Source organism: Mycobacteriales bacterium (assembly GCA_035690485.1).
GTDB lineage: Bacteria > Actinomycetota > Actinomycetes > JAFAQI01 > DASSKL01 > DASSKL01.
In genome coordinates, this window is record DASSKL010000053.1 from 18552 (window position 1) to 43660 (window position 25109).

Sequence of the window (25109 nt, forward strand, 5' to 3'; positions counted from 1 at the left end):
GAGGAGAGGCCGGATGGCTTCCGTGAAGGTCGCGATCGTCGGCGTCGGCAACTGCGCCGCATCGCTCGTGCAGGGCGTGGAGTACTACCGCGACGCCGACCCGTCGGCACGCGTACCCGGCCTGATGCACGTCCAGCTCGGCGACTACCACGTCAGCGACATCGAGTTTGTGGCGGCGTTCGACGTCGACGGCAAGAAGGTCGGTCGCGACCTGTCCGAGGCGATCGTGGCGAGCGAGAACAACACGATCAAGATCGCCGACGTGCCGCCGCTCGGCATCACCGTGCAGCGCGGTCACACCCTCGACGGCCTCGGCAAGTACTACCGCGAGACCATCGAGGAGTCGACCGACGAGCCCGTCGACGTGGTCGCGGCCCTGCGCGAGTCCGGCGCCGACGTGCTGATCTGCTACCTGCCGGTCGGGTCCGAGGACGCCGCGAAGTTCTACGCCCGGTGCGCGATCGATGCCAACGTGGCGTTCGTCAACTGCCTACCGGTCTTCATCGCCGGCACGCCGGAGTGGGCCGAGAAGTTCCGCGCCGCCGGTGTCCCGATCGTGGGCGACGACATCAAGAGCCAGGTCGGCGCGACGATCACCCACCGGGTGCTCGCCAAGCTGTTCGAGGACCGCGGCGTGATCCTCGACCGCACCTACCAGCTCAACGTCGGCGGCAACATGGACTTCATGAACATGCTCGAGCGTGAGCGCCTGGAGTCCAAGAAGATCTCCAAGACGCAGGCGGTCACGAGCAACCTGCAGCACGACATCGGCAAGCGCAACGTGCACATCGGCCCGTCCGACTACGTGGCCTGGCTCGACGACCGCAAGTGGGCCTACGTGCGGCTCGAAGGACGGGCGTTCGGCGACGTGCCGCTGAACCTCGAGTACAAGCTCGAGGTCTGGGACTCGCCCAACTCCGCGGGCGTCGTCATCGACGCGCTGCGCTGCGCGAAGATCGCCAAGGACCGCGGCATCGGCGGTCCGATCATGCCGGCCTCGTCCTACTTCATGAAGTCACCGCCCGAGCAGCACCGCGACGAGGTGGCCCGGCAGATGCTGGAGGCGTTCATCGCGGGCGAGTGACCCGGGGCAGGGCCTGCGGGCTCTGCTGCGCCACCCCGCGCTGGGCCGCGACTTCGGCCGGCTGTTCGCCACCCGGCTGACGTCGCAGTGCGCCGACGGCGTCTTCCAGGCAAGTCTCGCGACGGCGGTGCTCTTCAGCCCCGAGCGGGAGACCGACGCCGCCAGGATCGCGGTGGGCTTCACCGTCCTGCTGCTGCCCTTCTGCGTGGTCGGCCCCTTCGCCGGCGTCTTCCTCGACCGGTGGCGTCGCCAGCGGGTGCTGGTGCGCGCCAACGTCCTGCGCGTGGTCTTCGTGCTCGCCGTGGCCGCGCTGCTGCTCGGCGACCGCGGCACCGGTCCGGGGCTCTACGCCGCCGCCCTCGCGGCCATCAGCATCAACCGGTTCTACCTGTCGGCGCTGTCCGCGTCGCTGCCACACGTGGTGGTTCGCGGCGCACTGGTCAGCGCCAACAGCCTCACGACGACGTCCGGGACGTTGGCCGCGCTGGTGGGTGGCGGCATCGGGCTCGGCGTCCGCGCGCTGTCCGGAGCCGACGACGAGGGCAGCGCCGTCGTCGCGTTGCTCGCCGCGGCCGGCTACCTGGCCGCGGCCCTCGTCGCACGCACGATCGCCCGCGAGCGGCTCGGGCCGCTGCACCCGGCCGCCACGCCGGTGCGGGACGCGTTGGCCGAAGTGGTCAAAGGTCTCGTGGAGGGGGCCCGGCACGTACGGCAGCGACCGCGTGCCTCGGCCGCACTGCTCGCGATCGGTGCGCACCGTTTCGCCTACGGGCTGTCGCTAGTCGCGACGCTGCTGCTCTATCGCAACTACTTCGACAACCACGGCGTGCTGCGGGCGGGGCTGGGCGGACTCGCGGAGGTGTCGCTCGCGGTGTTCGCCGGCATCGTCGTCGCCGCGCTCGTGACACCGGCCTTGAGCCGCCGGGTCGGCCTCGAACGAGTGCTGACCGGCGCGCTGATCCTCGCGGGCACCGTGCAGCTCGCCCTCGGGCTGCCCTACGCGCTCGGGCCGTTCCTCGGCGCAGCGCTGCTGCTCGGCATCTCGTCGCAAGGTTCGAAGATCTGCGTCGACACGATCGTGCAGGAGGCGGTCGCGGATGACTACCGGGGCCGGGTCTTCAGCTTCTACGACACGCTGTTCAACCTGACGTTCGTCGGCGCCGCCGCAGTCGGTGCGGCGGTGCTGCCGGCCAGCGGCAAGTCCTACCCGGTGCTGGTGGCGATCGCCGCGACGTACCTGCTGGCCGGGCTCGCCTACGCGGCGGCCGTGCGCCGCATGGATGCCATGGGCACGAGCGGGATCGAGCTGGCGGCGCCCGCCGCGTGACCCAGCCGCAGCCCCGAGTGGGTCAGATCTCGGCGGCGAGCAACGAAACCCGAAGGCCGAGCAACGGAGCGCCCAGGAGGCCGGTCCCCGAGAAACCGCCACCGGGCGCCGGGAGCGAGGGCGCCGGCGACGGCGCCGGGGGCAGGACGCCGGCCACGGCACCGACCAGGTTGCCGATGACCCCGGTGTCCGGTGGCGGCGGCGTCGGGACCGGCGACGGCGCGGGCGACGGGAGGCCGCCGCTGGGCGGCGGCGTCGGTCCGGTGGACGGCGGCGGCGCCGCGGAGCCTCCGGAGCTGCGCGGCGCGGTCGTCGGCTCCGAGGGCGCTTGCCGGCCGCCCGTCGCCGGCCCGTCGCCGGGCGCCGCGGGTGGCGCGATGACGCCGGCGCGCGGCACACCGGTCTGCGCACCGAGGGCCAGCAGGCGGTCGCTCTGCAAGGCATCGACCTGGGCCAGCGTGCGCACCGCCGTCGTTTCCATCAGGTGCGCCACCACGCCCCACGACCCGCCCTCGGCCCGGTCGCACAGCGCGCGGCCGTAGCGGTCTCCCAGCGACATACGGTCGTGAGACGAGCGGGCGATGGCCACCGGCAGCACCCGCTCGCTGACCGGCGCCGACACCGGCGGCAGGCACTGGGTGGCACTGCTGTTCACGGCCGGCAAGGCGGCGACGGCAGCGGCGAGCCGGGGCTGGGCGGCCGTGTCCGCGGCGGATCCGACGGCCCAGCGGTGCAGCAGCACGTCGTCGACGACGACCGGCAGGTTCGTGGCGCGCTCGGCCTCGTCGTCGACGAGGGCCAGCGGCGCGGGGGCGTCATCGGGCAGGGCATCGGCGTTGATGCGCACCTGGTGCAGCGCAGGCACCGCGGCCGAACGTCCGGCCGGGCTGCGGACCACGACATCACCCGCGAGCGCGCCGACTCTCACGGTGAACCCGTGCTCGATCCGCACCACGTCGCCCGCGGTGGCGCGGACGGTGCTGCCACTGACCAGCACGTCGAGCGAAGGGCCGCTGCGCAGGTCGGCCACCAGCGCGCCGGCACGCACCTGCTGGCGCTCGCCGTCACGCACCAGGACCGACGACCCGCCCGCGACGTACTCGCGCCGGCCGTCCGTCAGGAGCGTGGCGAAGCCGTCGGCGGCGGTCCGCAGCACGTCGCCCGGCCGCAGCCGCGCACCGTCGTGCGCGGCGCTCGTCCGGCCGTCCGGCGCCAGGATCGTCGCGGCCCGCGGGTGGTGCACGACGGTGACGGCCGCCGACGCCGAAGAACCGCCCGAGACGACAACCGCCCCCGCCACACCGGCAGCAAGCACCGACGCCGCACCACCGGCGACCAGCCGTGCGACGCCCGACCGCCGCATCGGCCCGGCATGGGCGATTTGCCCCACGCGCCCATGGTCACGGCTTTCGCGACGCTGATCCATGGCTCGAAGTGACTAGTCCCGCATGTCGAGGTGCTGTGCCGCCCATCGCCGCAGCTCGTCGGCCGCCAGCTCGTGGCCGAGCGGGCCGTGCTCGATCCGCAGGTCGAGCAGGTGCCGGTAGGCCTTGCCGACGGCCGGGCCGGGCGGGATGCCGAGGATCGCCATGATCTCGTTGCCGTCGAGGTCCGGGCGGATCCGCTTGAGGTCCTCCTCCGCGGCCAGGACGGCGATCCGGCGTTCGAGGTCGTCGTACGCCGCAGCGAGCGCCGCGGCCTTGCGTCGGTTGCGGGTCGTGCAGTCGGAGCGGACGAGCCGGTGCAGCCGGGGGAGCAGCTCGCCGGCCGCGTGCACGTAGCGGCGCACCGCCGAGTCGGTCCACTCGCCGTCGGCGTAGCCGTGGAAGCGCAGGTGCAGCTCGACGAGGTGGGCGACGTCGTCGACCACGTCCTTCGGGTAGCGCAGCGCGGCCAGCCGGGCCCGGACCATCCGCGCGCCGACGCTCTCGTGGTGGTGGAACGACACCTTGCCGCCGGCCTCGACCTTGCGCGTCGCCGGCTTGCCGATGTCGTGTAGCAGGGCCGCCAGCCGCAGCACCAGGTCGGGCCCCTCGGGCTCCAGCGCGATCGCCTGGTCGAGCACCTGGAGCGTGTGCGCGTAGACGTCCTTGTGGTGCGCGTGCTCGTCGATCTCCAGCCGCAGCTTGGGCAGCTCGGGCAGCACGTGGTCGGCCAGCCCGGTGTCGACGAGCAGCTCCAGACCCTCGCGCGGGTGCGGGGCGCAGACCAGCTTTGTCAGCTCCTCGCGGACGCGCTCGGCGCTGACGATGTCCAGCCGGTCGGCCATGCCGCGGATCGCCGCGACGACGTCCGGCGCGACGTCGAAGCCGAGCTGGGCCCGGAACCGCGCCGCACGCAGCATCCGCAGCGGGTCGTCGTCGAACGACCGGGTGGCCGGCCCGGGCGTGCGCAGCCTGCCGGCGGCGAGGTCGGCGAGACCCCCGAACGGGTCCTCGAACTCCGCCGTCCCGGTCACCGGCACGCGCACCGCCATCGCGTTGACGGTGAAGTCGCGCCGCTCGAGGTCGCCGGCCAGGGTGTCGCCGTACGTCACGTCGGGCTTGCGGGAGCTGCGGTCGTAGGCGTCGCTGCGAAACGTCGTGACCTCGAGCCGGTAGCCGGACTTCGCCAGCCCCACGGTCCCGAACGCGATGCCGGTCTCCCAGACCGACTCGGCCCAGCCACGGGCGAGCTCGAGGACGCGGTCGGGCCGTGCGTCGGTGGTGAAGTCGAGGTCGGCACCCAACCGCCCGAGGAAGGCGTCGCGCACCGAGCCGCCGACGAGGAAGAGCTGGTGCCCCGCCGCCTCGAACCGCCGCCCGAGATCGTCCGCGACCGGCGCGATGCGCAGCAGCTCGGCGACCGCCCGGCGCTGCGACTCCGACAGCGGCGCCGACGAGGTGGCGCGCGATGCCGTCGAGGCGGAACGGTCGGCGGGCACGGGGGGCAAGCCTATCGCCCGCGGGCCACCCATCGGTCGCCGCGAGAGCAGGCGGGTGTCGCCCGATTGGGGGTTCCCCTGCACCGCCGTTCGGATTACGGTCGCGCGGGGGGAAGGCACAGTCACTCGGGGGCGCGACCCACGGAGGCGGCCGTGAAGGATGTGCTGGACATCCACCGTGCGCTGCTCGGCCGAGGTGTTGCCCACGAGGTGGTGCGCCTGCCCCGGGCGATCGCGGCCGCCGACGAGATCCCCGACGCGACGGGCCTGCCCGCCCACCGGTGCGCCGTGGTCCGCCACTACCTCGTCGACGAGGCGCTGGTCGCCGCCGTCGTCCCCGCCGGCTCCACCATGCGGCCGGCAGCGGTCCTGACCGCGCTCCAGGCGACGACGATCACCGCGGCTCCCGCCGAGATCGTCAACCGGGTCACCGACTACGCCGTGGCACTGGCCTCTCCCCTGCTCCAGCCGGAGGAGGTCACCGTGCTGATGGACCTCGTGCTGCTGCGCGAGGAAGTGCTCTACGTGCCCACTGGCGACAGCGGCACGGTGATCGGCATTCCCAGCGCGACCCTCGCGGCGGAGAGCGACGCGCGCCTCGTCGAGCTCACGACCGGCGCCGAGATCGACCTGCGTACGCCGGCCCGCCCGGCCCTCTCGGCCGTGCCCGAGGTCACCACGACGCAGCCGGCGGCGACCGCCGCCAACCCGCCCGAGTTGACCTTTGCGGGCCGCCCCGCCCACCCTCGTCACTGAGCCGGCACCGCGGCGCGCGGCACTACGATCGGGGGGTGCCGTCCCCCCGTCCTCCCCGCCGCCGGTTACGGCGCGTGGAGGAGACATCGGCAGGTGGCCTGGTGGTCGACCGGGACGGCGAGGGGGTCCGGGCCGCGCTCATCGGCCGCGTCGACCGGCGCGGCCGGCTGCTGTGGTCGCTGCCCAAAGGCCACGTCGAGGAGGGCGAAACACCCGAGGACACGGCGGTGCGCGAGGTGGCCGAGGAGACCGGCATCACCGGGCGGGTGATCGCGCCACTCGGGGTCATCGACTTCTGGTTCGTCGCCGAGGGCCGGCGCATCCACAAGACCGTGCACCACTACCTGCTCGTCGCCGAGGGCGGTGAGCTCTCCGACGAGGACGTCGAGGTGGCCGAGGTCGCCTGGGTGCCCCTGACCCAGGTCGTCGACCGGCTGGCCTACGCCGACGAACGCCGCCTCGTCGAGAAGGTGCCCGACCTGCTGGCGGACACGGCATGACGCGTCCGGCGCGCCGCACCACGAGGGCGCGCCGGGGCCGCCGCCGCCCTGCACGTCACCGGGCCGGCGGCCTCCTGCTAGCGGTCGCCCTCGCGGTGATCGCCCTCGTGTCGGTGGCGCCCGCGTCGCCGCCGGCCGCCGCCGCGACCGACAGCGACGCGCTGCCGGTGCAGGTCCAGCTCGACCGGCTGGAGCCCAAGGCGCCGCAGCCGCACCAGCAGCTGGTCGCCGACGGGGTGCTGCGCAACACCGGCAGCGACACGGTGACCCGGCTGCGCGTGGTCTTCGACCTGGGCAGCTACATCGGCAACCGCAGCCTGCTGGCGTCCTGGAGCGGCAACCGCGACGGCTTCATCGGCGTACGCCTCACGCAGTCGCAGGTCGTGCTCGACCCCGGCGAGCTGAAGCCGGGCGCCTCGGTGCCGTTCCACCTGTCGGTCGCCGTCGACGACCTGGACCTCGGCCGGCCCGGCGTCTACGCGTTCGGCATCGAGGCCCGCGGCGCGACCGACCAGCGGGGCTACGGCACGGCCGGCCGGCTGCGCATCCCGCTGCCCTGGGCCCCGCCGCACAGCATCGACACGAAGACGGGACTGGCCTGGCTGTGGCCGCTCGTGGACCGGCCGCACCGGGGCGCGACGGCGATCTTCCGTGACGACGCGCTCGCGCACGATCTCGCCGACGGCGGGCGGCTGCGCGGACTGCTCGACGTGGCCGTCGCGGCCGCGCATCCTCCGGCGACCGCGGCCAGGCCGCCGGCCGCTCCGGGGGGCCCGGACGGGCAACCGGCCGCGTCGCCGTCGCCCGGCCCGACCACCCCCCCGCCGCCGGCCCCACCAGCCCCCGCGGTCGTGCCGGTCACGTGGGTCGTCGACCCGCTGCTCCTTCAAGATGCGGCGCACATGGCGGCCGGTTACCGGGTCCGGCAGTCCAGCGGGCAGATCACGAAGGGCCCGGGGCAGGCCACCGCCGCCTCGTGGCTCACCGACCTGCGCGCCGCGGTGCGCGGCGGCGACGTGGTCACCCTGCCCTACGCCGACGTCGACATCGACGCGCTGGTGCGCGCGGGGCTCGGCACCGACGTGGAGCAGGCGATGTTCTCCGGCACGGACATCGCCGGGGCGGTGCTCGGCGCGGCGGCGGGTGGGCCCCGCGAGGCATGGCCAAGCGGCGGCTACGTCACGACCGACGCGCTGCAGACGCTCACCGGGGCCGGCGTCGACGGGCTGATCCTGCGCAGCGACGCGCTGCCGCTCGACTCCGACGTGACCTACACGCCGACCGCGCACACCACGCTCGCCGTACCCGGCGGCACGGTCGACGTCGTACTCACCGACGGTGCCCTCGACGACAGCATCATGGCCGGCGTCAACCACCCGGCCGACGCGCGCTGGGCCGAGCAGCGGTTCCTGGCCGAGACGCTGCTGTTCACCGAGGAGCTGCCGAGCTCGCAGCGCGACGTCGTCGTCGCCCCCGACCGGCGCTGGCAGCCTCCGGCGCACTACGCCAAGGCGTTGCTCGACGACACCGCGACGATGCCGTGGCTGACGCCGGTCACTCTCGACGACGTCCGGGCCACCCCGCCGTCTGACGCGCCGCGCGGCGAGTTGAGCTACCCGGCCAAGCAGCGGCGGGCCGAGCTGCCGCAGAGCTACCTGAACGACGTGGCCGCGACGGGCGGCCGCATCAACGACCTCGAGTCGATCTTCACCGACCCGAAGACGCAGACGGCGCGCGAGCTCTTCCTCGGCGGGCTGCGCGCGGAGTCGACCGCCTGGCGCGACGACCTGCGCACCGGACGGGCGTTCCTGGACGCCACCGAGGCAACCGTGGCCGACGACTACGGCAAGGTGCAGATCGTCTCGCGCGGCCTGGTCACCCTCACCAGCAGCAGCGGCACCGTGCCGATCACCGTCGCCAACAGGCTCGACCAGCCGGTCCGGGTCCGCCTCGCCGTCGACGCGGGCGGGCGGGCCAAGGTCACCGACAGCGGAGCGGTGCAGACGCTCGCCGCCGGCCAGCTGACCCAGCTCGAAGTCCGGATGCAGGCCCAGACCAACGGCGTGTTCCGCGTGCGTGCACAGCTGTTGACCCCGACGCCCGACGCCCGCGCCTACGGACGGGTGCAGACGCTGCTCGTGCGGTCGACGGCCTACGGCACCGTGGCCCTCGGCATCTCGGGCGGGGCTCTCGCGGTGCTGCTGCTCGCCGTGGCCGTGCGGCTGACCCGGCGCGGGCTGGCGGCGCGCCGGGCCAGACGAGTGGGGCGCGATCCGCACGAGGCCCCGCAGTGACCACGGGTACGACGTCGGGCCGATCGGCCGGTCGAACCCCGGGCGACATCGGCGAGGCCGGCCCGGGCACGGGCGGCATCGTCCGGTCGAGCACCGCGATGGCGCTCGGCACCGTCATCTCGCGCGCCACCGGCTTCCTGCGCACGGTGGTGCTCGCCACCGCGATCGGGCTCGCGGTCGGCGACGCCTACAACGTCGCCAACACGCTGCCCAACGTCGTCTACGAGCTGCTGCTGGGCGGCGTGCTCACGAGCGTCGTCGTACCCCTCGTCGTCGAGGCGGCGACCCGCGACGGCGACGACGGCGAGGCCTACGCGCAGCGGCTGCTCACCCTGGTCGCGATTGCTCTCACGGCGGCGACCACCGTCGCGGTACTGCTCGCGCCGTGGATCATTCGCCTCTACACCGGCGGGCGCGACCCCGCCACCGTCGACCTGGCGACGACGTTCGCACGGTTCTTCCTGCCGCAGATCATCTTCTACGGTCTCGGCGCGCTGATCGGCGCGATCCTCAACACTCGCGACAGCTTCGCACCGCCGATGTGGACACCGATCCTCAACAACATCGTCGTCATCGCGACCGGCCTGCTGTTCATCGCCGTGACGACCGGGGCGCCGCAGCCAGGGCACCTGTCCACCACGCAGACGTGGGTGCTCGGGTTCGGGACGACTCTCGGCATCGTCGTACAGACCGTCGCCCTGCTGCCCGCGCTTCGGCGCACCGGCTTCCGGCTCCGGGTGCGTTGGGACTTCCGCAACTCCGGCCTGCGTCGGGCGGCGCGCCTCGCCGGGTGGGTGCTGGTCTACGTCGCGGCCAACCAGCTGGCGTTCATCGCGATCGTCCGGCTGGCGCGAGGCGCCTACCAGGGCGGGTTCTCGGCCTACACCTACGCGTTCTTCCTCGTACAGCTGCCGCACGCGATCGTGGCCGTCTCGGTCATCACCGCGCTCCTGCCACGGATGAGCCGAGCGGCCACCGCCGGGCGCCGCGACCTGGTGGCCGACGACCTCGCGACCGGGCTCAAGCTCGCCGGGGTCCTGCTCGTCCCCGCTCAGCTGGTGTGCATCGTGCTCGGGCCGCTGATCGCCACCGTCGTCTTCGCCCACCTGAACATCGACGTCGACCAGGCCCGCTTCATCGGCGCCGTGCTCGCCGCCTACGCGGTGAGCCTGGTGCCCTTCTCCGCGTTCCAGCTGCAGCTGCGCGGCTTCTACGCGCTGCAGGACACGCGGACACCCGCGCTCGTCAACGTCGCGATCGCCGTGCTCAACGTCGTCGTCGACGTGATCCTCTTCGTCACGCTGCACGGGCGAGACCGCGTGGTCGGGCTCGCGATCGGCTACTCCGTCTCCTACATCGCCGGGTTCATCCTCTTCACCGCGCTGCTGCGTCGCCGCCTGCAACGCCCCGAGCGCCGCACCCGGCTGCTGCAGACCTACGTGCGCCTGTCGGTCGCGGCGATGCTCGGCACCGCGGTGGCCTGGGTCGTCGCCACGGCGGCGGTCCACGTCCTCGACGACGGGCCGCTCGGCGCGGGGGTGGGAGTCTTCGGCGGGCTGTTGCTCGGCACCCCGGTCTACGTCGCGGCCGCAATGCGGATGCGGGTGGCCGAAATGCGCCAGGTAGCCGGCATGGTGCGCCGCCGCTTCGGCTAGCCGGCGATCGGCCGTTCGGCCCGCTTCGCTCAAGCCCGACGAGCGGCGCGCCGACCCCCTAAGCGTGAGACCGCTGCTGCCCGGGTGGGCGGCCGCCGAGCACGGGGACATCGTGATCGGCTGGCTGACCCGCATCATCGTCGTCCTCGCCCTCTTCGGCGTGGTCGCCTTCGACGGCATCTCCGTCGCCGCGGGCGCGGTCGGGGCGGCCGACGACGCGGGCACGGCAGCCGTCGCGGCGCGCGACGCGTGGGCCCAGAGCCACGACCTGCAGAAGGCGTACGACGCTGCCGTCTCGTCCCTGTCCGACAAACCCGACGACTCGATCCCGACCAGCAGCTTCTCGATCGACCCGACCGGCACGGTGACCCTGAAGGTCCGGCGCGAGACCACCACCCTGCTGATGCGACACATCGGTCCACTGCGCCACCTCACCGTCGTCGTGGAATCGGGCAGCGCGAGTCCGAGCGACAACTAGTGCGCCGTCACCCGACGTCGACCGGCGTGCGCACCGCGCCGCCACCGGGCGCCGGTACACGCCCACCGGGGCATCGCCGAGCGCTGACCGTGCTCGGGGTCCTGTCGACCGCGACCGCGCTCGTCGCCGGTCTGGCCCAGGCGGTGCCCGCCGCCGCCGACCCGAGCGTCCAGGACGCCCGGGCCCAGGCCGCTGCCCTGCAGACGGAGGTCGCGCAGCTGCAGACCCAGGCCGAGGTGGCGACCGAGCGCTACGACGCCACCGAGGCCCACCTGGCCCAAGTCGTCACCCAGCACGTGCTCGCGCAGCGCCAGCTGGAGGCGGCCCAGAACGCCGTGCACGGCGGCACCACCGCACTCGACCGGCGGGTGCGCGCGCTGTACATGTCCGGCGGCCCCCTGACGCTGATCGCGACGGTGCTCGACTCCGACAACATCGACGATGCGCTGACCCGGCTACGGGCGGTCCGCTCCGTCGTCGCCGCGGACCGCTCCCACCTCGACGCCGCCAACAGCGCCCTCGGCGACGCCTCCCGCATCGAGCGGAAGCTGCGCGACCTGGCGCAGGTTCGGACGAAGCTGCAGAAGGCGGCCGCGGACCAGGCCGACGCGGTGCAGTCGCTGCTCGCCCAGCAGCAGACCCTGCTCGCCGGAGCTAATGCACAGGTCGCCCAGCTCGTCGCCGCGCAGCAGGCGGCGGCCGCTCGTGCCGCGGCCGAGGGTTTCGCCGCCCGGCTCGCCGCCGCCCGGGCCGCCGTGATCGACCCGTCACTGCTCGGCGGCAGCCAGCCGCCGGATGCGGCCGCCGCGGCGGCCATCGCGGCCGCCACGACCCAGCTCGGCGCGCCGTACGTCTGGGGTGCGGCCGGTCCGCACACCTTCGACTGCTCCGGGCTGGTCCAGTGGGCCTACGCCCAGGCGGGTGTCGTGCTGCCGCGGGTCGCCGCCGACCAGTGGAACGCCGGACCCCATCCGGGTCTCGCGCAGCTCGCGCCCGGCGACCTGCTGTTCTGGGCGACCGATCCGAGCGACCCCTCGACGATCCACCACGTCGCCATCTACCTCGGTGGCGGCAACATGATCGCGGCGCCGCACACCGGCGACGTCGTGCGAGTGCAGCCGGTCTACCTGACCGGTTTCGTCGGAGCGACCCGGCCGACTGCCCACGGACCCTGACGGACTAGGCGACTCGGACTCCGCCCCCCGTCCACCCGTCACCCGGACGGGCGCCCGCCAAAGGAAGGAGATTTCCCACAGACAGCCCAGTCGCGGCCCCATCGCCGAGATGCTCGGTTATGGTCGACCGCGAACCCGGGTCCAGGTGGCCCGGGACATCCACCCCAAACACGCATCCGGCCGGACCGCCGAATCCTGCCCCTCGGTCGTGATGCGCCCCGCACACCACACGCACTCACCGACTGGGGCAGGAGCGGGGGACCCAAGGTCCTTCGATCTCCCGGCAACGGCGCCGGAGATCTTGGGGTGAAGCCACCTGACACAGGTGGCCGGGCAGCCTTCCCCGCCCGAACCCGACAGCTGACCCCGCAGGCGTTCGGGAAAGGGAATCCCCCGTGCCTGCAAGGCGTCCTTCTGCGCGCTCGCGCGCCCTCGCCGCCCTGACCGCCACGCTCACCGCCGCCACCACGGCCGGAGCCATCGCCACGACCGCCCTACCCGCCCACGCCGCCACCGACACGCGTGCCGGCACGCATCTCTACTTCGGCCCGGGCAGCCAGTACGTCAACTACGGCCAACGGTTCTCGATCTACCTGCGGCTGGTCTCCGGTGGCACCGAGCTGCCCGGCAAGACCGTCCTCATCTTCATGCGCGAGTCGGAGAGCCAGCCGTGGCGGCAGTGGCGAAGCGTCACCACCGACGGGCATGGTTACGCCGCCGTGCCCTACTCGGCGAGTCGCACCGAGTACCTCACGGCACGGTTCCGCGGTGACGGCAGCTATGCCCCGGCGGCCAGCGTCAACCCCGACTACCCGGTCCGGCCGCGCCTCGGCCAGGAGCTCGTGCAGGAGGCGGCCCGGCACAACGGCGCGCCGTACCAGTACGGCGCCGCGGGGCCCAACGCCTTCGACTGCTCGGGCTTCACGATGTACGTCGCGGGCCGGTTCGGCCGGCACCTCGCGCACAGCGCGGCCGACCAGTACAACCAGGTCGCGCACGTGCCGGCCGGTCGGCAGCAGCCCGGCGACCTGATCTTCTTCCACAACGGGAGCGGGATCTACCACGTCGGCCTCTACGCGGGCAACGGCAAGATCTGGGCGGCGACGCACACCGGCGACTACGTCCGGCTGGAGAACATCTACTCGTCGTCCTACTACGTCGGCCGGCTCGCCTGACCGGACGCGGCTCGGCGACGGTCCCGGCCGGCTCGCGGTTCCCTAGCATGTGACGGTGGCGACACCACCGTCGAGCCGGGACGCGCCGACCGGCCCGCTCGACGACCTACGGCCCGACGCCCTCCTCGACGGTCGCTACCGGCTGCTCGGCGCGCGGGCGGTGCGCTCGCACGCGACCTTGTGGCGAGCCGTCGACGACGTGCTGGGTCGTCCCGTGGCGGTCAAGACGTTCCCGCTGGGCCGTGACGGTGCCGATCCGGCCCTCGTCCTCGACGCGGTGACCCGCGCGAGCCGGGCCGGCGACGCGCGGTTGGTGCGGATGTACGACGCCCGCGCCGAGCCCGGCGCCGCGTATGGCTACGTCGTCACCGAGTGGCTCGACGCACCACCGCTGTCGGCCCTGCTGCGCGACGGGCCGCTGCCCGGTCCCGAGGCGGTCGCGGTCGTGCACGAGGTCGCCCAGGCACTGGCCGCGGCCGCGGCGGTCGACGCCTTTCACGGGGCGCTGCACCCGGACAACGTGTTCGTGCTGCCCGAAGGGGCGGTCCGGGTGACCGACCTCGAGATCGCAGCGACGCTCGCGAGCGCCTGGGGCGACGACCCGGCCGACGACGACGTACGGGGTCTGGGAGCCCTGCTCTACGCGGCGACCACCGCGCACTGGCCCCGGGCCGACACCGCCACAGCACTGGCCGCCGCCCCGCGCGTCGGCGATCGCCCGGTACCGCCCCGCGAGCTGGTGAACAACCTCGCCCGCGAGATCGACGGCGCCACGATGCGCCTGCTGCTCCCACCGCGAGCGGGCGCGGTCGGCCGGGTCGACGACGCCGCCCGCGCCGCCGGCGTGCTGGCCGCGCTCCCGCACCGCAGACCGGGCGCCGCCGCCGAGCCGAACGCGCGGCGGTCCTCCCGGTGGCCGAAGCTGCTGCTGACGCGGGCACTCCCCGCGGCGGCGATCGTGACGATCGGCGTCGTGGCCTGGCAGGCGGGCAGCGATCTGGGCGGCGTGCCGGGCCAGAAGAACGCCGCTCCCGCGCTGTCGCTCCCTGCCTCGCCGGGCCCGTCGCAGCGCCCCGCCCAGCACGCACCCGTGCGCATCGTCGCGCTGCGCGACTACGACCCCTACGGCGACGGGCACGAGAACTCCGCCGAGGCGCCGCTCGCCGCCGACGACGACCCGAGCACCGCGTGGTACACCAGCCGCTACCAGGGCAGCCCCGAGTTCGGCGGGCTGAAGAAGGGCGTGGGCCTGCTCATCGACCTCGGCCGGCCGCAGACCATCCGGCAGGTCAAGGTGTCGCTGACCGCTCCGGGCGCGGCGCTCGCCGTCTACTCCGCTGACTCCCTCGACATCCAGCCGGCGACCGCGACGCCGGTGGGCCGGCTGGCCGGCGCGGGGCAGGAGGCGACGATCCCGGTGACGGGGCCGCCGCAGCGCTACTGGCTGCTGTGGATCACGAAGCTGCCGCCCATGGACGGCGGTTACGGCGTCGGGATCGCCGAGCTGGCGTTCCTGACGTGATCGTCCGGTTCGTCCGCGCCGGACGGGTCCCGCGACTACCCTGACCTCGTGGGCGATCCGGCGGCTGACGGCTTCGCCGCGCCGGCGCTCGAGGATTCCGGCCCGGACGACCGCGAGCTGATGCGCCGCCACGTGGCGGGCGATCCCGACGCCTTCACCGACCTGGTCCGGCGGCACCGCGACCGGTTGTGGGCCGTCGCCGTGCGCACCCTCGGGGATCCCGACGACGCGGCCGACGCCGTGCAGGACGCACTGGTCTCCGCCTTCCGCTCGGCCTCGTCGTTCCGCGGCGAGGCGCAGGTCAGCACCTGGCTGCACCGGATCGTGGTCAACGCCTGCGTCGACCGGATGCGCCGCAAGGCGGCCCGGCCGACCGTGGCGATGCCGGACGAGGAGCGGGCTCCGGCCGACCCGCGAGATGCCGTCGGGGCGCGCGAGCTGTCCCTCGACGTGCTCGCGGCCCTGCGTGCCCTCCCCGTCGAGCAGGCGACCGCGCTGGTCCTCGTCGACATCGAGGGCTGGCCCGTCGATGTCGCTGCCGCGATGCTCGACGTGCCCGCCGGCACCGTGAAGAGCCGCTGCGCGCGTGGGCGGGCCCGCCTGGCCGAGTCGCTGGCGCATCTGCGGCCCGGCGGGAACCCCACCCCGGGCGGGTCCGTCCTACCTGCACAGGCGGACGCGCCCGCCCCGCCGGGAGAGGAGGTCGGCAGCGATGTCACGCCCTGACGCCTCCGACCGGCCGCCCGAGCCGTCGGCGGTCGAGCACCCCGACGTCGACACGCTCGCCGACTTCGGCGCCAGCCAGCTCGCGGCGCCTGTCGCCGATGGCGTACGCCGGCACCTCGACGGCTGCGCCGAGTGCCGGAGCCGTCTCACGTCGTACGACGACGTCGCCCGCCTGCTGCACGACCTGCCCCCGGTGCGCATGCCCGACGACGTGCTGGCACGCCTCGAGGAGGCGCTGCGCGAGGAGGCCGCCGGCCGGGGCGCGGAGCCGACACCTGTCGCCGCACCCTCGCTGCAGCAGCCTGCGCCCGCCATGACGACAGTGGGCCGCCCCCTGGGCTCGACGTCGCGCTGGCGGCGCTGGCGCACCGGCCGGACCGGCACCGGCCTGGCCGCACTCGCCGCGGCGGCCGCGGTCGTGCTGCTGGTCGGCGGTGTCGTGGCCGGTGCGCTGCACCTGCGCAACGGCGGTGACGCGCACAGCCAGACGTCGGCCGGCAACTCCGGCGGGGCCACGCTCGCGGCGCCACCGCACACCTACGCCACGACGCACAGCGGCGCCGACTACACCAAGGCCTCGCTCGCGGCCGCGATACCCGCACTGATCGGCTCGCCGGCCGGGGCTCCGCACGCCGCACCGCTCTACAACAGCGGCAGCGACCAGGCAGTCGCGGGCACCGCCGGCAGCCCCGCGCCACCGGCGCCACCGGCGCCGACGAGCGCCGCCGGGGCGAGCGAGGCGAAGAGCGGGCTGACCAGCCTGTCGGTGATGGACCCGCTCGCCCAGCAGCCCGCCGTGCTGTTCGCGTGCATCGCCGCGCTGAGCGGCTCGCGGTCGGGCGCGGTGCCGCTCGCGGTCGACATCGCGCGCTTCAACGACCGGCCCGCCGCCGTGATCGTGCTGCCGAGCCCCGGCCACCCGGCCGACGTCGAGGCATGGGTGGTCGGGCCTGGCTGCGGCCGCACGCCGGGCAACGACGTGCTCTTCTGGCAACGCGTCCCCCGCGCGTAAATCGCTCCCCGGCTCTCGGGTGGCGGTGCTCTCGTCGCCTACCGTCCACGCCGGCGTCTGCGGGGCGGCACGGTCCAGAGCCACGCCCCGACGGCGGCAGCGACGTAAGGGCCGATCCGTGACCCCGCGGGACCGAACGGGTCCTCGCCGCCGACGACGAAGCGATAGCCGTACGCCGTACCGATGAGCGCAAACAGCACCCCCACCAGCCGCACCCACCGCAGGCCGGCCGGGCGTGGCACCCGGCCGGCAGCAGCGATCGCGGCGGCGCCGCAGGCCACGCCGAGCAGGAACGGCGTGATGACGGCGAACGCACCGGTGCCGACGTACTCGCTGGTGACGGCGCCGCCCACGACCGCGACCGGCAGGGCCGCGAGCGCTCCCCGGATCAGGCCCTCGCCGAGCGGGACCTCGGCCACCGGAGTGGCAGCCGCCCGGCCGCCCTGACAGGCCAAGCAGCCCCCGCCGGGGGCCGCCGCGGCGTCACTCCCGCAGCGGGGCGCACCGCAGGCCGAACAGTGGTCGACGGCGGGCCGGGCCGGGTGCACCGCGCACCGCTCCGCGTGGGGAACGGAGGCCGGCGGCATGCGATCACCCTGCCACGCTGCGCATGCCCGGCTGCGGGAATCTCCGTCCGTAGGATTGCGTTCCCGGGCTGGACGCCGAACGAAGGACCAGACGCATGACGCACGAGCCGCGCAACCCCGGTGCGACCACGCACGAGGTCGTCATCATCGGGTCGGGACCGGCCGGTTACACGGCCGCGGTCTACACCGCCCGGGCCAACCTCGCGCCGGTGGTGATCGAGGGCGCGCAGTTCGGCGGGGCGCTCATGCAGACGACCGACGTCGAGAACTTCCCGGGCTTCCCCGACGGGATCATGGGTCCGGACCTCATGGACAACCTGCGCAAGCAGGCCGAGAAGTTCGGCGCGCAGTTCGTCACCGACGACGTCACCGAGGTCGACCTGACCAGCGACCCGAAGATCGTGCGGGTCGGCGACACGACCTACGCCGCGCACGCCGTGATCCTCGCGATGGGGTCCAAGTACCGCTACCTCGACCTCCCCAACGAGGCCCGCCTGCTCGGTCACGGCGTCTCCGCCTGCGCGACCTGCGACGGCTTCTTCTTCCGTGAGCAGGACATCGCGGTCATCGGCGGCGGCGACTCGGCGATGGAGGAGGCGACCTTCCTCACCAGGTTCGCCCGGTCGGTGACCGTCATCCACCGCCGCGACACGCTACGAGCGAGCAAGATCATGCAGGACCGCGCGCTGCAGGACCCGAAGATCCGGTTCCTCTGGGACACCGAGGTCGTCGACGTCCTCGGCGACGACAAGGTCACCGGTCTGCAGCTGCGCAACGTCGGCACCGGCGAGGAGTCGACGCTCGACGTGACCGGCATGTTCGTCGCGATCGGGCACGACCCGCGCAGCGACATCGTGCGAGGGCAGATCGACCTCGACGACGCCGGGTACGTCGTCGTCGACGCGCCGAGCACGCGCACGAACCTGCCCGGCGTGTTCGCCTGCGGCGACCTCGTCGACCACACCTACCGCCAGGCGATCACGGCGGCGGGCACCGGCTGCGCCGCGGCGCTCGACGCCGAGCGCTGGCTCGCCGCCCAGTCAGACTGACGCACCACCCGAACCAACGACAGGAGACCCCATGGGTGCCGCTACCAAGACCGTGACCGACAGCAGCTTCGACACCGACGTCCTCGGCAGCGAGAAGCCGGTGCTCGTCGACTTCTGGGCCGAATGGTGCGGACCCTGCAAGATGGTCGCGCCGATCCTCGACGAGATCGCCAGCGAGCACGCCGACAAGATCACGGTGGCGAAGGTGAACATCGACGAGAACCCCGAGATCGCCCGGCGCTACCAGATCATGTCGATCCCGACGATGTCGGTGTTCTCCGGCGGCGAGATCGTGAAGAACATCGTCGGCGCCAAGCCGAAGTCGGCGCTGCTGAAGGATCTCGACCAGTTCATCTGATCGCCGCGCCCCCCGCTGCGGCATGAGATCCCCATGGAGCTGATCCGGCGCGGGTCGACCGGCCCGATCGTCGCCGAGATCCGGAGCAAGCTCGGCGCGCTCGGGTTCCTCGGTGACCCCTCGGCCACCGAGCACGACGACGCCGTCTTCGACGACGCCTGCGACCGCGCGGTCCGTGGCTTCCAGCAGGAGCGCGGGCTGCGGGTCGACGGCATCGTCGGACCCGAGACCTACCGCGCCCTCGACGAGGCGCGGTGGCGGTTGGGCGACCGGGTGCTCAGCCACGGCGCCAGCCGCCTGTTCGTCGGCGACGACGTGGCCGAGCTGCAGCACCGCCTCCTCCAGCTCGGCTTCGACCCGGGGCGCTGCGACGGCATGTTCGGTTCCCGCACCGAAGCGGCTCTGCGGGAGTTCCAGCGCAACATCGGGCTGCCCGCCGACGGCACGTGCGGGCCGCGCACCCTCAAGGCGCTGCACCGGCTGGCCCGCACGGTGGTGGGCGGCTCACCCGAGCGGATCCGGGAGGAGGAGCAGCTCCTGGCGGCCGGTCCGACCCCGGCGGGCAAGTTCGTCGTCATCGACCCCGGTCACGGCGGCGACGATCCCGGCGGAGAGGGCCACGGGCTGGCCGAGGCTGCCGTGGTGTGGGACCTGGCGAACCGCCTCGAAGGCCGGCTCGGCGCGACCGGGGTGACCGCGTTCCTCACCCGCGGTCCCGACGCGAACCCGTCGGACAGCGATCGCGCTGCCTTCGCCAACGAAGCGCACGCCGACCTGTTCCTGTCCCTGCACGTCGATCGCGGGAGCAGCCCGAAGTGCCACGGCGCGGCCACCTACTACTACGGCACGGCGGAGCGGCAGCCGGCGAAGGCACAGCCCGTCCAGGTCAGCGGCCGCCCGCACGCACGTAGCCGGGGCACGGGGTCGGCGGTGGGCGCACGGCTCGCCGGCCTGATCCAGCACGAGCTGACCGAGCGCACCGACCTGCTCGACTGCCGGACGCACCCGAAGACCTGGGAGCTGCTGCGGTTGACCCGCATGCCCGCCGTACGCGTCGAGGTCGGCTACCTGTCACACGCCGGCGATGCCGCGCGGCTGGCCAGCCCGGAGTTCCGCGACACCGTCGCCGAGGGCATCGTGGCCGCGGTCCACCGCCTCTACCTGACCCCCGAGCTCGAGGAGCTCCGCAGCGCAGGCAGCGCGGGGCTGGCCGCCGCGGGCTGACACCGGACCCACTGCTGCCGTCAGACCGGGCGCAGCGCCGTTTCGGGCGACATCGAACCCAGCAGCCGCTCCAGTGCGACCTCGACGTCCTCCCGCCATGACACGGCGTTCTTCAGCTCGAGGCGCAGCCGGGGGTAGCGATGGTGCGGGCGCACGGTCTTGAAACCGACCGCCCGCAGGTAGTCGGCGGGCAGCACGCAGTGGCCGATCTCCTTCCACCGCGCATCGCCGAACGCTTCGATCGCCTTCAACCCTCGCCGGGTCAGGTCCTTCGCCACGCCCTGCAGCAGCATTCGGCCGAGCCCGCCGTCGGCGAACTCCGACAGCACGTGCGCCGTCATGAGCAGCACCGCATCAGCACTGACGGGGCTGGTCGGGAAGGCCACCGACCGCGGGACGTAGGCCGGGGGAGCGAAGAGCACGAAGCCGGCAGGCACCCCGTCGACGTAGGCGATCTTGCCGCAGCTGCCCCACTCGAGCAGCGTGGCCGAGACCCACGCTTCCTTCTCGAGGGAGACGTCACCGGCGTCCTCGGCCCGACCGCGGGCGACCGGGTCGAGCTCCCAGAAGACGCAGGAACGACAACGGCTCGGCAGGTCGTCGAGGTTGTCCAGAGTGACGTTTGCCAGCCGCCGGCCCATCAGGCCGCCTCCTCGGGCGCCCCGGCGGGCGAACCACCGGCCGCATCGGCGTCGTCGGACACGGTGAGCAACGCACCGAGGAAGCCCAGCGCGAGGCCGAGCAGCACGCCGGTGGCAATTCGTGCGACCAGCCTCGGCGACGGCACGGGCGCTCCTGGCGACAGGCGATGACTGAAGCGCCGGTCCCCACACGGCGCGCAACCGGGTTCGATGCTAACGGCGGCGGCCGAAATAGAGAAGGTGCGCGCCCGCGCCGGCGGTAACCTGAACACACACTCCGAGTGGCGCCTGCAACGGGAAGGAGCGCCTCCGTGTCCGTCCCCACGCCGGCCACCGGCGGATCGTCCCCCACCGGAGTGCCGCCGGCCGCAGGCTCCGCCAACCGGCTCGACCCCTACGTCGACCGCTACGCCGCCCGCACCCGGGGGATGACCGCCTCCGAGATCCGGGCGCTGTTCGCCGTGGCTTCCCGACCCGAGGTCGTGTCGCTCGCCGGGGGGATGCCCTACCTGGCGGCGCTGCCCATGAACGCCATCGCCGACATGATCGGTGAACTGACCGCCCGCACCGGCGTGACCGCGCTGCAGTACGGCTCCGGTCAGGGCAACCCCGTGCTGCGCGAGGCGATCTGCCAGGTGATGGCGCTCGAAGGCATCCAGGCCGGGCCCGACGACGTCGTCGTCACCGTGGGCTCGCAGCAGGCGCTCGACCTGGTCACCCGCATCTTCTGCGACCCGGGCGACGTGGTGCTCGCCGAGGCCCCGTCCTACGTCGGCGCGCTCGGGACGTTCGCGTCCTACCAGGTCGACGTCGTGCACGTCCCGCTCGACGACGACGGGCTGGTGCCGGGAGCCCTGCAGGAGGCGATCGACCGCCTCGCCCGCGAAGGCCGGCGGGCGAAGTTCCTCTACACCGTGCCGAACTACCACAATCCGGCGGGAGTCTCGCTGGCGCTGGAGCGCCGCCGCGAGATCAGCCGCATCTGCCAGGCCGCCAACCTGCTGATCCTCGAGGACAACCCCTACGGCTTGCTCGGCTTCGACGGCGACCCGCTGCCCGCGCTGCGCGCCGAGCAGGAGGACGGCATCATCTACCTCGGGTCGTTCTCCAAGACGTTCGCGTCCGGGTTACGCGTCGGCTGGGCGCTCGCGCCGCGCGGGGTGAAGGAGAAGCTCGTCCTCGCCGCGGAGGCGAGCGTGCTGTGCCCGCCCTCCTACACCCAGGCGATCGTGGCGGAGTATCTCGCGACCCAGCCCTGGCAGCAGCAGATCAAGGTCTACCGCGAGATCTACCGAGAACGTCGTGACGCGATGCTTTCGTCACTGGAACAGCTGCTGCCCGCGACCTGCACATGGACCAAGCCGACCGGCGGGTTCTACGTCTGGGCCACGTTGCCCGAGGGAGTCGATGCCAAGGCGATGCTGCCGCGGGCGGTGCAGGCCCGCGTCGCCTACGTCCCCGGCATCGCCTTCTACGCCGACGGTGGCGGCGCCGGCCACATGCGCCTGTCCTACTGCTACCCCGACCCCGACCGCATCCACGAGGGCGTACGCCGGCTCGCGGGGGTGCTCGAAGAGGAGATGGAGCTGCTCGAGACGTTCGGCGTGCAGCCACCGCCCGCCGGCCTGATGCCGGGACCGGCGCAGCCCACCTCCGCCAGCGCCCCCGGCCCCGACCTCTCCTAGAGGAGCAGCATGAGCGACCTCGACCGCGTGCTGGTGCTGGCGGGCGGCCTGTCCTACGAGCGAGAGGTGTCCCTGCACTCCGGACGCCGCGTCGTCGACGCGCTACGGACCATCGGCGTCGAGGCCGAGCTCGCCGATGTCGACCCAGGGCTGCTGCCGGCGCTGACGGCCGACCCGCCGTCGGCGATCTTCATCGCCCTGCACGGAGCCACCGGGGAGGACGGCGCCATCCGCGACGTGCTCGACCTGATGGGCCTGCCCTACGTCGGCTCCGACGCCGCCGCCTGCCGGCTGGCCTTCGACAAGCCGAGCGCCAAGGCGGCAGTGCGGGCGGCCGGTCTGCTCACCCCGGGGTCGGTGGCCCTACCGCACGCCACCTTCCGCGAGCTGGGGGCCTCGGTCGTGCTCGACCGGATCGTCGAGCGACTCGGCCTGCCCCTGATGGTCAAGCCGGCTCGCGGCGGTTCCGCCCTCGGCGCCGGAGTCGTCCGCACCCGGGAGGAGCTCCCGAGCGCGATGGTCGGCTGCTTCTCCTACGGCGAGGTTGCCCTGGTCGAAGCGTTCGTCACCGGGGTCGAGGTGGCGGTCAGCGTCATCGACACCGGAAGCGGGCCGGTCGCGCTGCCGGCCACCGAGATCACCCCGCTGGAGGGCGCCTTCGACTACGCCGCGCGCTATACGGCCGGGATGACGGAGTACCACTGCCCTGCGCGGCTGACCCCGGAAGAGGCGTCCGCGGCCGCCGACGCGGCGCTGACCGCCCACCGCGCCCTCGGCCTGCGCGACCTCTCGCGCACGGACCTCATCGTCGCCGACGGGGTGGCGCACTTCCTCGAGGTCAACGTCTCGCCAGGGATGACGGAGACGTCGCTGCTGCCGTTGTCGGCCGATGCCGCCGACATCGACCTCGGCACCCTGTGCCGCGACCTGCTCCAGCAGGCGGCCGGCCGGGCCTGATCCCGGTCCAATTCGTCAGGAAACGGCCGGTTCGTCCCGGTCTACCGGCTCGTCGCCACCGGGCAAGGCCTCCGCGGCAACTCCCGGTGCCATCACGTCGAGGATCCGCTGCAGGTCCTCCATCGATCCGAACTCCACGACCAGCTTGCCCTTGCTCCGGCCGACCTCGACCTTGACCCGGGTCTCGTAACGGTCGGACAAGGCCGCGGCGACCTCGCTCAGGCTTCGACGTCCGGCGGCGCCGCGCCGCGAGCGGGGGGCCGCCGGCACGTCGCCGACGGCGACCATCTCCTCGACGGCACGCACCGACAACCCCTCGGCGACGATGCGGGCGGCCAACCGCTCCTGGGCCTCGGGATCCTCCAGCGCCAGCAGAGCCCGGGCGTGCCCGGCGCTCAACACGCCTGCCGCCACCCGGCGCTGCACCGGTAGCGGCAGGCGCAGCAGCCGCAGCGTGTTGGTCACCTGCGAGCGGGACCGCCCGATGCGGGCGGCCAGCTCCTCGTGCGTGGTCCCGAAGTCCCCGAGCAGCTGCTCGTACGCCGCCGCCTCCTCGAGTGGATTGAGCTGCTGGCGGTGCAGGTTCTCGAGCAGCGCGTCACGGAGCATGTGGTCGTCGCCGGTCTCCCGGACGATGGCCGGCACCTCGTCGAGACCGGCCTCGCGAGCCGCTCGCCAGCGTCGCTCCCCCATGACGAGCTGGTAGCGCTCGTCGCCGAGCGGGCGGACCACCACCGGCTGCAGGAGTCCCACTTCGCGAATGCTGGTGACCAGCTCGGCCATGGCCTCCTCGTCGAAGGCGTCACGGGGTTGCCGCGGGTTCGGCTCGATCGCCGTGACCGGCACCGCAGCGAACCGCGCGCCGGGGACCGTCTCGGCGGCGCCCTCGGGGCCGGTGCCGGCAGCAGCCGTGGGAATCAGGGCGCCGAGCCCGCGGCCGAGGCCGCCACGGCGAGCACTCACGGTCGTTCCTCCACCCCTCGCTGAGCGATCTCCTGTGCGGCGGCGACGTAGGCTCGGGCGCCTCGCGATGCCGGGTCGTAGGTGAGCACCGACTGACCGAAGCCCGGCGCCTCGGATATCCGCACGCTGCGCGGGATCGTCGACGTGAGCACGATGTCCGGGAAGTGCTGGCGCACCTCGGCGGCGACCTGGTCGGCGAGACGCGTGCGTGCGTCGTACATCGTCAGCAGGATCGTCGAGACCCGCAGCTGCGGATTGAGGTGTGCTCGCACGAGCTCGACGTTGCCCAGCAACGCGCCCAGTCCTTCCAGCGCGTAGTACTCGCACTGGATCGGGATCAGCACCTCAGCCGCCGCCACCAGCGCGTTGACCGTCAGCAATCCCAGCGAGGGGGGGCAGTCGATGAGCACGTAGTCGTAGTCGGCGGCGACCGCGGCGACCGCGCGCTGCAGGCGCATCTCCCGGGCGACGGTGGACACGAGCTCGATCTCCGCGCCGGCCAGGTCCACCGTGGCCGGCACGCAGGACACGCCGGTCGCGTCGCCGGCGGGCCGCACGACCTCGGCAATCGTGCGTTCGCCCATGATGACGTCGTAGACCGACGGCATCCCCGGTTCCCGGTCGATCCCGAAGGCAGTCGTCGCGTTGCCCTGCGGGTCGAGGTCGATGGCCAGCACGCGTAGCCCGCCCGCCGCCAGTGCGACGGCGAGGTTGACCGCCGACGTGGTCTTGCCGACCCCGCCCTTCTGGTTGGCGACGGTCATGATCCGGGCGTGTGACGGACGCGGCCAGGGCTCGCCCGCGGCCAGGGTGGCGCGTGTTTCACGTGAAACGACCGCCGTCGGCCCTTCGCTCACCCCACGCCTCCCTTCCGCGACCTGGCACCGGAAGCCGCCCCGGGACGGCCCCGCCGTGTCGGCGCCGACCCTAGCCGGACTCGCACCACCGTGGTCGGCGTCTCCACAACCCCCTCACCGCACGTAACCACGTCGGCTGCTTCGACCGGCCACCGCCGGAG

24 protein-coding genes and 1 riboswitch are annotated in these 25109 nt (G+C 73.4%); of the genes, 17 read left to right on the top strand and 7 right to left on the bottom strand.

The annotated features are described in order from the left end of the window. The first annotated feature begins 13 nt into the window (after nucleotides 1-13). Together VFJ21_06965 and VFJ21_06970 are read left to right on the top strand one after the other, a co-directional pair. Complete coding sequence (locus VFJ21_06965; GenBank protein ID HET7406864.1) at nucleotides 14-1084, top strand: inositol-3-phosphate synthase; 1071 nt, start codon at nucleotides 14-16, stop codon at nucleotides 1082-1084. A gap of 127 nt (nucleotides 1085-1211) precedes the next feature. Then, complete coding sequence (locus VFJ21_06970) at nucleotides 1212-2411, top strand: MFS transporter (protein ID HET7406865.1); 1200 nt, start codon at nucleotides 1212-1214, stop codon at nucleotides 2409-2411. Between the two features lie 22 nt (nucleotides 2412-2433). Here the strand turns inward: VFJ21_06970 and VFJ21_06975 are convergent, their stop codons facing one another. Beyond that, entirely contained in the window at nucleotides 2434-3801 is a 1368-nt protein-coding gene (locus tag VFJ21_06975; protein HET7406866.1) for a hypothetical protein, read from the bottom strand. 48 nt (nucleotides 3802-3849) lie between these two features. Continuing rightward, entirely contained in the window at nucleotides 3850-5280 is a 1431-nt protein-coding gene (locus VFJ21_06980) for a CCA tRNA nucleotidyltransferase (GenBank protein HET7406867.1), read from the bottom strand. A 207-nt stretch (nucleotides 5281-5487) separates the two neighbouring features. Between VFJ21_06980 and VFJ21_06985 the strand changes: the two genes are divergently transcribed. The 10 genes from VFJ21_06985 (at nucleotide 5488) to VFJ21_07030 (ending at nucleotide 16627) form a co-directional block, all read left to right on the top strand. Beyond that, the gene (locus tag VFJ21_06985) at nucleotides 5488-6090 is read left to right on the top strand and encodes a YbaK/EbsC family protein (protein HET7406868.1); all 603 of its coding nucleotides are present in this window, start codon (nucleotides 5488-5490) and stop codon (nucleotides 6088-6090) included. A 101-nt stretch (nucleotides 6091-6191) separates the two neighbouring features. Next, nucleotides 6192-6590: an NUDIX hydrolase gene (locus VFJ21_06990; protein ID HET7406869.1), complete on the top strand. Its 399-nt coding sequence runs from the start codon at nucleotides 6192-6194 to the stop codon at nucleotides 6588-6590. Further along, nucleotides 6587-8884 (top strand): DUF6049 family protein, encoded by a 2298-nt coding sequence (locus VFJ21_06995; protein ID HET7406870.1) that lies wholly within the window; start codon nucleotides 6587-6589, stop codon nucleotides 8882-8884. The genes VFJ21_06990 and VFJ21_06995 overlap by 4 nt, the downstream gene beginning before the upstream one ends. Continuing rightward, nucleotides 8881-10539, top strand: coding sequence for a murein biosynthesis integral membrane protein MurJ (murJ, locus tag VFJ21_07000; protein ID HET7406871.1), 1659 nt, complete (start codon nucleotides 8881-8883; stop codon nucleotides 10537-10539). The genes VFJ21_06995 and murJ overlap by 4 nt, the downstream gene beginning before the upstream one ends. A 64-nt stretch (nucleotides 10540-10603) precedes the next feature. Then, nucleotides 10604-11017 carry a hypothetical protein gene (locus tag VFJ21_07005; GenBank protein HET7406872.1) on the top strand — a complete coding sequence of 138 codons (414 nt, stop codon included), beginning with the start codon at nucleotides 10604-10606 and terminating at the stop codon, nucleotides 11015-11017. 89 nt (nucleotides 11018-11106) lie between these two features. Next, nucleotides 11107-12192 carry an NlpC/P60 family protein gene (locus VFJ21_07010; protein HET7406873.1) on the top strand — a complete coding sequence of 362 codons (1086 nt, stop codon included), beginning with the start codon at nucleotides 11107-11109 and terminating at the stop codon, nucleotides 12190-12192. 226 nt (nucleotides 12193-12418) lie between these two features. Beyond that, a riboswitch (cyclic di-AMP (ydaO/yuaA leader) is annotated at nucleotides 12419-12582 on the top strand. A 5-nt stretch (nucleotides 12583-12587) separates the two neighbouring features. Next, the gene (locus tag VFJ21_07015; protein HET7406874.1) at nucleotides 12588-13367 is read left to right on the top strand and encodes an NlpC/P60 family protein; all 780 of its coding nucleotides are present in this window, start codon (nucleotides 12588-12590) and stop codon (nucleotides 13365-13367) included. Between the two features lie 55 nt (nucleotides 13368-13422). After that, on the top strand, nucleotides 13423-14889 hold the full coding sequence (locus VFJ21_07020) for a hypothetical protein (GenBank protein ID HET7406875.1): 1467 nt from the start codon (nucleotides 13423-13425) through the stop codon (nucleotides 14887-14889). Between the two features lie 48 nt (nucleotides 14890-14937). Further along, entirely contained in the window at nucleotides 14938-15615 is a 678-nt protein-coding gene (gene sigM / locus VFJ21_07025; protein HET7406876.1) for an RNA polymerase sigma factor SigM, read from the top strand. Next, the gene (locus tag VFJ21_07030; GenBank protein HET7406877.1) at nucleotides 15602-16627 is read left to right on the top strand and encodes a hypothetical protein; all 1026 of its coding nucleotides are present in this window, start codon (nucleotides 15602-15604) and stop codon (nucleotides 16625-16627) included. Before sigM ends, VFJ21_07030 begins: the two co-directional genes overlap by 14 nt. 38 nt (nucleotides 16628-16665) lie before the next feature. Here VFJ21_07030 and VFJ21_07035 read toward each other — a convergent pair whose 3' ends face one another. Further along, nucleotides 16666-17046 carry a hypothetical protein gene (locus VFJ21_07035; GenBank protein ID HET7406878.1) on the bottom strand — a complete coding sequence of 127 codons (381 nt, stop codon included), beginning with the start codon at nucleotides 17044-17046 and terminating at the stop codon, nucleotides 16666-16668. A 263-nt stretch (nucleotides 17047-17309) separates the two neighbouring features. On the opposite strand from VFJ21_07035, the gene trxB reads away from it, so the two are divergent. Genes trxB through VFJ21_07050 form a run of 3 tightly spaced genes read left to right on the top strand, consistent with a single transcriptional unit; the run spans nucleotide 17310 to nucleotide 19845 of the window. Next, on the top strand, nucleotides 17310-18263 hold the full coding sequence (gene trxB, locus VFJ21_07040; GenBank protein HET7406879.1) for a thioredoxin-disulfide reductase: 954 nt from the start codon (nucleotides 17310-17312) through the stop codon (nucleotides 18261-18263). 31 nt (nucleotides 18264-18294) lie between these two features. Further along, nucleotides 18295-18621, top strand: coding sequence for a thioredoxin (gene trxA / locus VFJ21_07045; protein ID HET7406880.1), 327 nt, complete (start codon nucleotides 18295-18297; stop codon nucleotides 18619-18621). 33 nt (nucleotides 18622-18654) lie between these two features. Beyond that, nucleotides 18655-19845: an N-acetylmuramoyl-L-alanine amidase gene (locus VFJ21_07050; protein HET7406881.1), complete on the top strand. Its 1191-nt coding sequence runs from the start codon at nucleotides 18655-18657 to the stop codon at nucleotides 19843-19845. 20 nt (nucleotides 19846-19865) lie between these two features. On the opposite strand, the gene VFJ21_07055 is transcribed toward VFJ21_07050, so the two are convergent. Both VFJ21_07055 and VFJ21_07060 read right to left on the bottom strand, forming a co-directional pair. Further along, nucleotides 19866-20486, bottom strand: coding sequence for a GNAT family N-acetyltransferase (locus VFJ21_07055; GenBank protein ID HET7406882.1), 621 nt, complete (start codon nucleotides 20484-20486; stop codon nucleotides 19866-19868). Further along, entirely contained in the window at nucleotides 20486-20632 is a 147-nt protein-coding gene (locus VFJ21_07060; GenBank protein ID HET7406883.1) for a hypothetical protein, read from the bottom strand. The genes VFJ21_07055 and VFJ21_07060 overlap by 1 nt, the downstream gene beginning before the upstream one ends. A 165-nt stretch (nucleotides 20633-20797) precedes the next feature. On the opposite strand from VFJ21_07060, the gene VFJ21_07065 reads away from it, so the two are divergent. Both VFJ21_07065 and VFJ21_07070 read left to right on the top strand, forming a co-directional pair. Further along, the gene (locus VFJ21_07065; protein ID HET7406884.1) at nucleotides 20798-22171 is read left to right on the top strand and encodes a PLP-dependent aminotransferase family protein; all 1374 of its coding nucleotides are present in this window, start codon (nucleotides 20798-20800) and stop codon (nucleotides 22169-22171) included. Nucleotides 22172-22180: 9 nt separating this feature from the next. Next, a complete protein-coding gene (locus VFJ21_07070; GenBank protein HET7406885.1) occupies nucleotides 22181-23128 on the top strand; it encodes a D-alanine--D-alanine ligase in 948 nt (315 codons plus the stop codon). Between the two features lie 15 nt (nucleotides 23129-23143). Here VFJ21_07070 and VFJ21_07075 read toward each other — a convergent pair whose 3' ends face one another. Together VFJ21_07075 and VFJ21_07080 are read right to left on the bottom strand one after the other, a co-directional pair. Beyond that, nucleotides 23144-24091: a ParB/RepB/Spo0J family partition protein gene (locus VFJ21_07075; protein HET7406886.1), complete on the bottom strand. Its 948-nt coding sequence runs from the start codon at nucleotides 24089-24091 to the stop codon at nucleotides 23144-23146. Beyond that, nucleotides 24088-24900 carry a ParA family protein gene (locus tag VFJ21_07080; GenBank protein HET7406887.1) on the bottom strand — a complete coding sequence of 271 codons (813 nt, stop codon included), beginning with the start codon at nucleotides 24898-24900 and terminating at the stop codon, nucleotides 24088-24090. Before VFJ21_07080 ends, VFJ21_07075 begins: the two co-directional genes overlap by 4 nt. Nucleotides 24901-25109: the final 209 nt, after the last annotated feature.